At 62.4% G+C, this 11626-nt stretch carries 11 protein-coding genes; 8 read left to right on the top strand and 3 right to left on the bottom strand.

Annotated features, from left to right (window positions below; translation table 11 throughout):
- Nucleotides 1-48: 48 nt before the first annotated feature.
- Nucleotides 49-231 (bottom strand): hypothetical protein, encoded by a 183-nt coding sequence (locus QVG61_RS03610; protein ID WP_289931961.1) that lies wholly within the window; start codon nt 229-231, stop codon nt 49-51.
- Here QVG61_RS03610 and QVG61_RS03605 point away from each other — a divergent pair.
- On the top strand, nt 230-1618 hold the full coding sequence (locus tag QVG61_RS03605) for an outer membrane protein transport protein (protein WP_289931960.1): 1389 nt from the start codon (nt 230-232) through the stop codon (nt 1616-1618). The genes QVG61_RS03610 and QVG61_RS03605 overlap by 2 nt on opposite strands.
- Nucleotides 1619-1727: 109 nt before the next feature.
- Here QVG61_RS03605 and QVG61_RS03600 read toward each other — a convergent pair whose 3' ends face one another.
- Entirely contained in the window at nt 1728-1958 is a 231-nt protein-coding gene (locus QVG61_RS03600) for a sulfurtransferase TusA family protein (RefSeq protein ID WP_289931959.1), read from the bottom strand.
- 145 nt (nt 1959-2103) lie between these two features.
- Nucleotides 2104-2460, bottom strand: a complete 357-nt coding sequence (locus tag QVG61_RS03595) for a rhodanese-like domain-containing protein (RefSeq protein WP_289932703.1) — start codon at nt 2458-2460, stop codon at nt 2104-2106.
- A gap of 533 nt (nt 2461-2993) precedes the next feature.
- On the opposite strand from QVG61_RS03595, the gene QVG61_RS03590 reads away from it, so the two are divergent.
- The 7 genes from QVG61_RS03590 to QVG61_RS03560 all read left to right on the top strand — a co-directional run bounded on the left by QVG61_RS03590 (nt 2994) and on the right by QVG61_RS03560 (nt 11193).
- On the top strand, nt 2994-4460 hold the full coding sequence (locus QVG61_RS03590; RefSeq protein WP_289931958.1) for a M48 family metalloprotease: 1467 nt from the start codon (nt 2994-2996) through the stop codon (nt 4458-4460).
- 315 nt (nt 4461-4775) lie between these two features.
- On the top strand, nt 4776-5156 hold the full coding sequence (gene soxX / locus QVG61_RS03585) for a sulfur oxidation c-type cytochrome SoxX (RefSeq protein ID WP_289931957.1): 381 nt from the start codon (nt 4776-4778) through the stop codon (nt 5154-5156).
- Nucleotides 5157-5197: 41 nt separating this feature from the next.
- Nucleotides 5198-5662: a thiosulfate oxidation carrier protein SoxY gene (gene soxY / locus QVG61_RS03580; protein WP_354671178.1), complete on the top strand. Its 465-nt coding sequence runs from the start codon at nt 5198-5200 to the stop codon at nt 5660-5662.
- Between the two features lie 55 nt (nt 5663-5717).
- Entirely contained in the window at nt 5718-6041 is a 324-nt protein-coding gene (gene soxZ / locus QVG61_RS03575; RefSeq protein WP_289931955.1) for a thiosulfate oxidation carrier complex protein SoxZ, read from the top strand.
- Between the two features lie 58 nt (nt 6042-6099).
- The gene (gene soxA, locus QVG61_RS03570) at nt 6100-6936 is read left to right on the top strand and encodes a sulfur oxidation c-type cytochrome SoxA (protein ID WP_289931954.1); all 837 of its coding nucleotides are present in this window, start codon (nt 6100-6102) and stop codon (nt 6934-6936) included.
- Between the two features lie 167 nt (nt 6937-7103).
- Complete coding sequence (gene soxB / locus QVG61_RS03565; protein WP_289931953.1) at nt 7104-8858, top strand: thiosulfohydrolase SoxB; 1755 nt, start codon at nt 7104-7106, stop codon at nt 8856-8858.
- A gap of 313 nt (nt 8859-9171) precedes the next feature.
- The gene (locus tag QVG61_RS03560) at nt 9172-11193 is read left to right on the top strand and encodes a methyl-accepting chemotaxis protein (RefSeq protein WP_289931952.1); all 2022 of its coding nucleotides are present in this window, start codon (nt 9172-9174) and stop codon (nt 11191-11193) included.
- Nucleotides 11194-11626: the final 433 nt, after the last annotated feature.

The following is an 11626-nucleotide window of genomic DNA, read 5'->3' as shown; positions in this document are numbered from 1 at the left end:
CAACCCGTTGTGACGACCGCAACAGGATGACGACCACCCAACAAATTGTCAAATCAGCGTTGTATTAGCAAAGACCATGCCGACAAACGGCTCAAGGAAGCGCGTTGCACCCAAGCAACATCCCGCCATGGGGGGGCGAAAAGGCCGCAGGGCCCTGTATTCACTGATCTCAGGAAGGTTTTGTGCTTCAATGACGGCGATCGACGACAAAAACCCAGGGGAGTCTTCCATGTCAGATTGCTTCCAGTTTGCCGCCAGATGTCAATTCGCCGTCGCCATTCTGCTGGCAGGCGTCGCCAGTTCGGCACAAGGTGCCGGTTTTGCCATCATCGAACAGAGCGCCAGCAGCCTGGGCAACGCCTTTGCCGGCAGCGCCGCCACGGCGGCGGATGCCAGTACCCTGTTCTTCAACCCCGCCGGCCTGACCCGGCTGGACCGATCGCAGCTGGTAGTGGCGGGCCACATCATTTCGCCGACGGCAAAATTCAGCAACAACGCTTCGTCGACCAACCCGTCGCTCGGCGGCCTGCCGCTCAGCGGCGGCAACGGCGGGGATGGCGGCGAAACCGCATTCGTACCCAACTTCTATTACAGCCATCCGCTCGGCGGACGGTTCGTTCTGGGCATCGGCATCAACGCCCCCTTCGGCCTGGAGACCCGCTACGACCGGGACTGGGTGGGACGCTATGAGGGCGTCAAGTCAGAGCTGTTGACACTCAACATCAATCCGACCCTGGCCTGGCGCGCCACCGACCGCCTGTCGCTCGGCATCGGCATCGACGCCCAGTACATCGATGCCGAACTCAGCAATGCCGTGGACTTCGGCAGCCTCTGCCTGGCAAGTTCCAGCAGCAGCCTCATTCCCTTCAGCATCCCCACCGCCACCTGCATCGGCGCCGGCATCACCGCGCCCCAGACCGCGGACGGCTTCGCCACCATGACCGGTGACGACTGGAGCTGGGGCTACAACCTGGGCCTGACCTACGAGCTCAGCGACGCCGTCCGCCTCGGCCTTGCCTACCGTTCCAGGATCAACCACACCCTGAAGGGCAACGTCGACTACACGGCCCCGGCGTCAGCCGCCCAGGCCGCTCTGTTCAATGCCGTGTTCACCGATCAGAAGGTCACGGCCAGGCTGAATCTGCCGGAGAGCCTTTCCCTGTCGCTGGCCTGGCAGAGCCACCCCGACCTGCAGTGGCTGGCCGACATCACCTGGACCCGCTGGAGCCGCTTCGAGGAACTGCGCATCATCGGCGCCAACGGCAGCACCACCCTGTCGGTGGTCGACGAAAGCTGGGAAAACGTGTTGCGTTACGCCCTGGGCCTGAACTACCGCTACGACGATCGCTGGACCCTGCGCGCCGGCCTGGCCTTCGACGAAGAACCCATCCCCGATGCCCGCCACCGCACGCCGCGCATCCCCGGCAACGACCGGCGCTGGCTCTCGGCCGGCTTCAGCTATCGCCTCGACGCCGACACCCGGATCGATGCCGGCTACTCGCATCTGTTCATCAGCGACACGCCGATCAACCATGCCGACAGCGTCAGCAACACCCTGAGCGGCAGCTACGACAACAGCGTCGACATCCTCAGCGCCCAGCTGGTCTGGAACCTCTGAACGAGTTGCCCACTGCAAAAAAAGACGGCCCGGCGGAGATCCCCGCCGGGCCGTCTTTTTTCGGATAGTCCGCCCGCTGCCGAGACGCCGGCGCGGACCAGTCTCCGGATCAGGCCTTCTTGATCAGGAAGTGGAACTTGCCACCCTCTTCCTTGGACTCCAGCAGCTCGTTGCCGGTCTGCTTGGCAAAGGCCTCGAAATCCTTCACCGAACCCGGATCGGTCGCAATGATATGCAGGACCTTGCCGCTATCCAGGGCAGTCAGCGCCTTCTTGGCACGCAGGATCGGCAGCGGGCAGTTCAGGCCGGACGCATCCAGTTCATCGTCGAAATTCGCCATTATCAGGGTACTCCTCTCTTTACAAGTACATCATTGTGGTACGGAAATCAGTGGTGCTCGAATTTTTGAGTGTGCACTTATAAGGTAAGTACCCTGTAAACGCAAGCCCGAGCGTATCACCGAACAGCGTCGCAGACGCGGCGCATCAACCCACAGCGCGCCCTGCTTCCGGGCTAACCACCTGATTTCCCTGGCGGACCCAATCGATGATTCCACCACGCAGGTTGAGGATACGCTGTGCATTCCCACCGCGCCCCGCAAGGAACATGCAGGCCTGGGCGGAACGCGCGCCACTCCGGCAATAGATGACCAGCGGCCGGTCACCTGCGAGCAGGGTATCCGCCTGCAGCGGCAGCAGATGCAGGGGCAGCGGCTCGCTGCCCGGGATGATCCCCTGCGCCATCTCCGCGGGGGAACGGACATCGATCAGCCGAACCGCCTGCGGATTCTCGGCCAGGGTCTCTGCCAGGGTCTGACTGTCGATCTCGTTGACTGTATACATATCCATCCTTTTTATTGCCTCTACTCGATATTAACCCGGCGACTAAATATGCCGTGTTCAGCCGCCGTGTGCCTGCCTGCGGCAAGGCATCGAAACGCCGCCGTAGCATGCCTACGGCAAGGTTCGATAACGCCGTCCGCAGACAGGCACACGGCGGCCGAACCCATTGAATCATGGAATGACCGGGGCTTCAGGCCTGTCCCGGTCCGGCGTTCCGGCCCTTGACAAGGAGACCGACCCTTGCCGGCGGGCCGCGCCTTGTCCCGGAACAGGCCTGAAGTCCTGAACTCGGCATATTTAGTTGCCGGGTTAATAAAAGCCATGCCCAAGGTATATTAGAATCCAATAATATTGTTTGCCGACCTTGCCTTCAACCCCTGCGCCATAGGTCGCCCCGGGGATTCGCCGCGCGGGCCAGGCAGCCTGCCCCACGCTGGCGCGGGCAGAAGCGTCCCGTCTGGCCATGGAACGAAGACTCCCGTATGGTGGTCACAGAGTACGAACGCAGTCGTTCGGCAATGGATCGTCATGCCGTGAGAACCCCTCAGCGCATCCGCACCACCCTGGCCATCCTGTGCCTGGCCACCAGCCTGTCCGTCCCGGCCGCCCCCATCGTTCTGCCGGAGATCGGCGATCCTGCCGGCGCCACGGTATCGCCGGAACAGGAACGCGCCCTGGGCGAGGTGTTCATGCGCCAGCTGCGCCTCAGCGTGGCCTTCGTCGAGGACCCGGAGATCACCAGCTACGTCCAGGCGCTCGGCAGCCGGCTGGCCGCGGCCGGCGACGGGGCCGCTCAACCCTTCACCTTCTTCGTGGTCAAGGACGACGCCATCAACGCCTTCGCAGGGCCTGGTGGCTACATCGGCATCCACTCCGGTCTGATCCTGGCGGCCCGCAACGAAAGCGAGCTGGCCGCGGTCATGGCCCACGAGATCGCCCACGTCACCCAGCGCCACCTGGCCCGCGCCTACGACAGCGCCAGCCGCATGAGCCTGCCCACGGCGGCCGCCATCCTGGCCGCCATCCTCATCGGCACCCAGAACAGCGAGGCCGGCATGGCCGCCCTGATGTCGGCCCAGGCCGGCAGCCTGCAGCAGCAGATCGACTTCACCCGCAGTAACGAGAAGGAGGCCGACCACATCGGCATGCAGACCCTGCAGCAGGCCGGCTTCGATCCACTGGGCATGCCGGCCTTCTTCGAACGGCTGCAGCAGTTCACCCGTTATTACGGCAACCGCCCGCCACCCTTCCTCAGCACCCACCCGGTCACCTCGGAACGCATCTCCGATGCCCTGTCACGCGCCGACCAGATGCCGGCGGCACAGGCTCGCAACAGCCTGGCTTTCCACCTCACCCAGGCCAAGCTGCGGGTACTCGACGCCCGCGACCCGCAACAGCTGCTGAGCTATTTCCGGGAACCGGACCGGCCGATGCCGGCCGCCGCCCGGCGCTATGGCCTGGCCCTGGCCGCATTGCGGCTTGGCCGGAACGAACAGGCCCTGCAGATCCTCTCCAGCCTGCGCAAGGCCGACCCGGACCGGATCGCCTACCGCACCGCCTACAGCCAGGCCCTGCGCCAGAGTCACCGCGACGATGAGGCCCTGGCAGAGCTGGACCGTCTGCTCAAGATCTACCCCGACAACCTGACGGTGATCCGCGTCTATGCCGAGGCCCTGGTCGGAACCCGTCACTTCCGGCAGGCCCGGGAACTCCTGACATCCCGCCTGCGGGACGGCGAAACCCGCGACCCGAGCCTCTACGCCCTGCTCGCCCGGGCCGAGACCGGGCTGGGCGCCGTCGCCGAGGCCCATGCCGCCATGGCCGAGTACTACTACCTGCAGGGCCAGACAAGAACTGCCATCGAGCAACTGACCCTGGCGCTGAAGCAGGACGATCTGGACTTCTACCAGGTGTCACGGGTCGAATCGCGGCTCCGGCAGCTCAAGCAGGAGGCGCTCGCCGACCAGGAGGAGCACGGCGACACCCGGCATACCCCCTGAAACACGCCCTCCAGCCGTCAGGCGCAAGAGACGGAATAAATCGACAACCCCCGACGTCATAACAGACAGCGGTTGCATCGACCCGCAACCCGCAACTGAAATACCGGCTACTGCCATCTGAACAGCCGGAGAGAGGGCAGCCCTGGTACGTCGGAAAACCGACGATTTGTTTTTTGACTCAGGCATGGTGCGGGACTATATTCCGGTGATGTCGAGCATCCATCTGATAAAGCGACGCGTTTCGGCATACCCGGACAATTCCCACAAAAAGACAGCAGCCATCCGTTGAATAACCAACCCACTGAGGAGGCACCGATGCGGCAACGTTCTAGCATCATCTCGACAGCCGCTTCCGTAGCAGTCATGCTCGGAAGCCTGGCACTCGCTCCGACAGTCAGCGCAGCCGAAGCCGGCGGCGCGAAGTCTGTCATCGAACAAGGCAAGGAGATCGCGTTCAACCGCAAGAAGGGCAACTGCCTGGCCTGCCACCAGATCGCCGGCGGCAAGCTGCCCGGCAACATCGGCCCGCCGCTGGTAGCCATGCAGGCCCGCTTCCCGGACAAGGCCAAGCTTCGCGCCCAGATCTGGGATCCGACCAAGAGAAACCCGAACACCATCATGCCGCCGTTCGGCCGGCACAAGATCCTGTCGGAGAGTGAAATCGACAAGGTCGTGGAATTCATCCATTCGCTGTAAGCGATCAACCGTTTCGCTGGGAGAAACATCAAGTGACTAACATGAAACGCAGAACGTTACTGAAGGGCACTCTCGCTGCCGGCGCCGTCAGCATTGCAGCAGGCAGCGGTCTGCTGACGCCCCGCACCGTCATGGCTGCCTGGCCCAAGGACGCTTTCACCGCCACTTCCGTCGATGCCGCACTGAACGCACTGTTCGGCAGCAGCGCACTGGAGGGCAGTGACAAGATCAAGATCAAGGCGCCGGACATCGCCGAGAACGGTGCCGTGGTGCCGGTCTCCGTCAGCACCAGCATCGATGGCATCGAATCGATCAGCATCGTTGCCGAGAAGAACGCCAACCCCCTGACCTCGTCCTACACCCTGGGGCCGGGCACCGCGGGCTACATCGCCACCCGCATCAAGATGGGCAAGACTTCCAGCGTGATCGCTGTGGTCAAGGCCGGCGGCAAGCTGTACAGCACCGGCAAGGAAGTCAAGGTCACCATCGGCGGCTGCGGCGGCTAGGCCCTGCGCGCCAATCACGAAATCCTGGATCCAGTTTCAAAGAGGACGAGAAGACATGGCTAACACGATCAAGATTCGTGCAAAGCTGTCCAAGGGCGTTACCACGGTGAAGGCTCTCATCAGCCACCCGATGGAAACCGGACAGCGCAAAGACAAGAGCACCGGAAAACTGATTCCGGCCCACTTCATTCAGGAGGTGGTTTGCGAACACAACGGCAACGCGGTACTGACCGCGGAATGGGGTCCGGCCATCTCCAAGAACCCCTACCTGTCGTTCCGCTTCAAGGGGGCCAGCAACGGTGACATCCTGAAACTGCGCTGGGTGGATAACAAGGGCAAAAGCGACTCCATCGAGACCAAGATCATCGAAGTCGAATAAGAGCCTGGTTCACGCCGATCGGCGTGAACCTGCCCACTATCAGAGGAGGCAATATTCCATGAAGAAACTCCTGAGCATCGTCGCGGTACTCGGCCTGGTGGCCAGCATGCCGCAGACGGCCAGCGCCACCCCACAGGAAGACCTGAAGGCCTTCCGCGCCTATTACCAGCAACGCTTCCCGAACATTCCGTTCGAGGACTATGTCAACGGCGTCTACGCCGTGGACGCTGCATCGCGCGCGCAGTGGGAATCGATCGAGGACTTCCCGCCCTACGAGCTCGATATCGACAAGGGCAAGAAGCTGTTCAATACGCCATTCAAGAACGGCAAGACCTACGCCAGCTGCTTCGAGAACGAGGGTATCGGCATCCGCCAGAACTACCCCTACTTCGACACCGCCAGTGGCAAGGTGGTCACCCTGGAGAGCGCCATCAACGACTGCCGGGTGAAGAACGGCGAAAAGCCGCTGAAGTGGAAGAAAGGCGCGATCGCCCAGATCTCCGCCTACATGGCCTACACCTCGCGTGGCAAGAAGATGAACATCAAGGTGCCGAACGATCCCCGGGCAATCGCCGCCTATGAGCGTGGCAAGCACCACTTCTATGCCAAGCGTGGCCAGCTGAACATGTCCTGCGCGGACTGCCACCAGTACAACGCCGGCAACCGCATCCGTGCCGATATCCTCAGCCCGGCACTGGGCCACGTGACGCACTTCCCGGTCTACCGTTCCAAGTGGGGCAGTCTCGGCACCCTGCACCGCCGCTACGGAGGCTGCAACAAGCAGGTCCGTGCCAAGCCCTACAAGGCCCAGAGCGACGAGTACCGGGCTCTCGAGTACTTCCACTCCTACATGAGCAACGGGCTGCCGGTCAACGGCCCGGGCGCCCGCAAATAGGCGTCGCACGCTGTCGAAACCCGGTCTGGGCAGCCAGACCGGGTTTTTTGTTTCCGCACGTGCGACCTGCCCAGGGAATATCCAGACGTCCCGCCGCGTCTGTATTCAGCATGTAATGGAGCAAATGGACTACCCTACTCTCTGCCGTCTTTCCTGGAGGATTACCCATGACCATATCGCGCCGTGAATTCTTGCAGATGCTTGCCGTCGCCAGCGCTTCCGGCATCTATCTCGCAGGGTGCGAATCCGGTTTCCAGACCCAGAAGCTGCCGACCGGCATCAAGCCCAACAAGATGTCGAGCACACTCTATGAGATCCCCAGCTTCGGCAATGTCTCGCTGCTGCACTACACGGACTGTCATGCCCAGCTGATGCCCATCTATTTCCGCGAGCCGAGCATCAATCTCGGCATCGGCAGCATGCGCGGCCGGCCGCCCCACCTGGTCGGCAAGCATTTCCTGAAAAAATACGGAATCCAGGCCGGCACTCCCGAGGCCTACGCCTTCACCTACATCGATTTCGTCGAGGCAGCGCGCAAGTTCGGCAAGGTTGGCGGCTTCGCCCATCTGGCCAGTCTGGTCAAGAAGATCCGTGCCCAGCGCCCGGGCTCGGTGCTGCTGGACGGTGGCGACACCTGGCAGGGCTCGGCCACCTCGCTGTGGACCAACGCCCAGGACATGGTCGACGCCCAGTTGCTGCTCGGCGTCGACGTGATGACGCCGCACTGGGAGATGACCTTCGGCGCCGAGCGGGTCAGCGAGATCATCGAGAAGGACTTCAAGGACAAGATCGACTTCGTTGCCCAGAACATCGTCGACAAGGACTGGGGCGAGCAGGTCTTCAAGCCCTACGTGATCCGCGAGATCAACGGCGTGCCGACCGCCATCATCGGCCAGGCCTTTCCCTACACCCCGATCGCCAACCCCCGCTACATGATCCCGGACTGGAGCTTCGGCATCCGCGACGAGCACATGCAGGAGATGGTCGACAAGGCCCGTGGCGAGGGCGCCCAGGTCGTGGTGGTACTGTCGCACAACGGCATGGACGTCGACCTGAAGATGGCCAGCCGGGTAACCGGCATCGATGCCATCATGGGCGGCCACACCCACGACGCCATTCCGCAGCCGGTTCTGGTCGACAATGCCGGCGGCAAAACCCTGGTCACCAATGCCGGCTCCAACGGCAAGTACCTGGCGGTGCTCGACCTCGATGTCAGGGACGGCAAGGTCCGCGACTACCGCTACCACCTGCTGCCGGTGTTCGCCAACATGCTGGAGCCCGATCCGCAGATGGCCGCCTATGTCGACAAGGTCCGCGCCCCGTACAAGGACAAGCTGAACGAGGAACTGGCGACCACCGACACCCTGCTCTACCGCCGCGGCAACTTCAACGGCACCTTCGACCAACTGATCTGCGACGCGCTGATCGAGGAAATGGGCGCCGAGATCTCCCTCTCGCCCGGCTTCCGCTGGGGCGTCAGCCTGTTGCCCGGCTCGCCCATCACCTTCGAAGACGTAATGACCCAGACCGCCATCACCTACCCCTCGGTGACGCTCAACAACATGAGCGGCACGCGGATCAAGGAGGTGCTGGAGGACGTCGCCGACAACCTGTTCAACGAGGATCCCTACTACCAGCAGGGTGGCGACATGGTACGGGTCGGCGGCCTCAAGTACGAGATCGACCCCACCGCCCGCATCGGCAAGCGGATCACCCACATGGAACTGAACGGCAAGCCGATCGAGGCCAACAAGGAATACGTGGTCGCCGGCTGGGCCAGCGTTGCGCAGCCCCTGGACACCCGTCCCGTATGGGACGTGGTGGCGAACTACCTGCGCAGCAAGAAGACCGTGAACATTACCGAACTGAATGTTCCGAAGCTGAAGAACGTGGAAGGCAACCCGGGCCTCGCCCTGGCCTGAACCGCCTCCCCACTCCCCTGACGGCCGCCTTGCGCGGCCGTTTTTCTTTCCTCTCTTTTGCATGCCCATGCACCGCTGGCGCAGCCGCTGACCCGGAGCAGAAACGGAGGCAATCCGGCCACGCTCCCGAAGGCGCGCACACAATCGTGGCCACCAGAATTCGCCATGACATACACTGACTTAAATCAATTCTGCCTTGCGTGATCCAGGTCAAATCCATCACCGGGACAACTCAAGAAAACCGCCCCGAGAACGATAACCCTGACGAGTCCTGCCTACCCTGCCTGCAATGATCCGCTCGACGGAGGAAACCATGTTTCACAGCATTAAAGCCAAGATCCTGATACTGGGTCTTGCCCCCCTCATCCTGGCCCTGACATTTGCTGCCATGCAGGTGTTCGACCGCTACCGTCTGGCCCAAGAGATGGAAGCCTTCGCCCCCGTCACCGATCTGGGCATCCGGATTGGCAGCCTGCTCCACGAAACCCAGAAGGAACGCGGCGCCTCGGCCGGCTATCTCGCCAAGGGTTCCCAGGCATTCCTGGAAACCATGCGCAAGCAGCGCCAGTTGACGGATGAGAAACGCCACCAGCTACTGCAATTCCTTGGTGGCTTTTCCAGTGCAGGCTACGGGGAGGACTTCGCCAACAGCCTGCAGCAGGCCCTGGCGGCACTGCAAAGCATCGACGCTTTCCGCACCCGGGTCGACCAGCATACGCTCGACCTCGAGGAGGAACTGGAATTCTATACCCACATCAACCGCCTGTTGCTCGATGTAGTACGTTTCGCCGCCTATGCCGTGGATGAACAGGAGATCAACCACCACTATTCCGCCTACGAGAATTTCATGCAGGCCAAGGAGCGGGAAGGCGTCATCCGCGCCGTGCTCAGCGCCGCCTTTGGCCAGAATCATTTTGCTGGGAATACGGGCAGCTACTTCATACGCCTTCTCGAGGCGCAATCCATCTATCTTGCAAAATTCACCTCTCTGGCCTCCCCCGCGCAGCGCGAATTCTATGCGCAGACCCTCTCCGATCCCCGTGTTGCCGAGGTCACGCGCATGGTTGCCGTAGCGAGCAAATACATCGACCAGAGACTGTCTGCCACCACTCCGCAGGCCATGACCGGCTTCGGCATCGACTCCAAGTACTGGTTCGACACCATCACCCACAAGATCAATCTTCTGAAAAAGGTCGAGGACCGACTGGCCGGCGACCTGCAGGCGGCCATGACAGGCAAGCAGCAGCAGGCCTGGCATGACCTGCAACTGCTCGTCTCCATCGCCCTGGCCTCGGTCGGCATCATCCTGGCCGCTCTCTGGTTCGTGGGCCGCAGCATCTCCCTGCCACTGCTGCAGGCGACCGGCTTTGCCAAGCGCGTCGCCAATGGCGACCTCAGCGGTCACATCGAGACTCACAGCCAGGACGAGATCGGCCATCTGTGCGAGGCCCTGAACTACATGCGCTCGAACCTGCGCACCATGATCCACAACCTGTCGGACACGGCCGTGGCCCTGACCACGAAATCGGGCAACATCAACGACAGCGTCAGCTTGCTCGCCGACAGCATGCAGCGCCAACACATAGAAACCGACCAGGTGGCGACGGCGATGAACGAGATGGCCGCCACCGTGCAGGACGTGGCGAGGAATGCCGAGGAAGGCGCCCGGGCCACCCACAGCGCCCATCAGGAAACCAAGAAGGGCCAGGCCATCGTCGCCCAGGTAGCCGATACCGTCCACAAACTGGCTGACGACGTACGGCATTCGTCCGGCGTCATCCAGGAACTCTCAGAGAAGAGCCGCAACATCGGCACCATCATCGAAACCATCAGCGGCATCGCCGAGCAGACCAACCTGCTGGCCCTCAACGCCGCCATCGAGGCGGCCCGGGCTGGCGAGCACGGACGCGGCTTCGCCGTGGTGGCCGACGAGGTCCGCTCCCTGGCCAACCGCACCCAGGATGCGACCCAGGAGATCAACAGCGTGATCGAAGAACTCTGCAGCGGCGTCGAACAGGCGGTCACAGCCATGGATGTCGGCCGCAGCCGCGCCGAGGCTGCCGTTGCCGAAGCGGGCAGTGCCCGGGACTCGCTGAGCGAGATCGACCACGCCGTCGACTCCATCGACAGCATGACCACCCAGATCGCAACCGCAGCCAGCGAACAGGGTGCGGTCGCCGAGGAAATGAACCGCAACGTGGTCGCCATCGCCGACCTCGCGGACAAGACCCTGGGCGAAAGCCAGGAGATCAGGCAGATCGGCGACCAGCTGGTCAGGATCGCCGATGATCTGATGGACAAGTTCCACGAGTTCAAGATCGAGGACGAGGCCTAGCCCGCATATTGCACGAAGGCGGCCTTGAATGCGTAATTTTTCCGGTATTTATCAAGGCAGTAATTCCCTCTGCGAGCAATTGTGCCCTGTTACAGTTTGTGCCTATTCGAGTTCAGACCAAATCTGGCGTCGCATTTTGCCCGATCCCCCTTGAACCCTAGCTACGGCTATGTTTCGGGGGCGATCGAACAAATTGCTTGGCCAGATTCGCCCTGAAACTCGAATCCTTCGTGCAATATGCGGGCTAGGCCGCCGGCTGACCACAATCCGGCCCGCCCCGGCCCAATGCAGGGCAGACGGGCCGGGCACCCCACCCTTCCCTGCTGACCCTCATGCCTGGGCAAGAACGGCAGACGTCACCGCCGTTAAGGTAACGGCCGCCAGCCCGCGACGCCTCGCCAATCCGCTAAAAAATCTCATCTTTGCTTCTGCA

This window comes from Thiohalobacter sp. IOR34 (assembly GCF_030406045.1).
Classification (GTDB): domain Bacteria; phylum Pseudomonadota; class Gammaproteobacteria; order Thiohalobacterales; family Thiohalobacteraceae.
The sequence above is the reverse complement of the archived record's forward strand: the minus strand, read 5'-3'. Positions and strand labels throughout refer to the sequence as shown.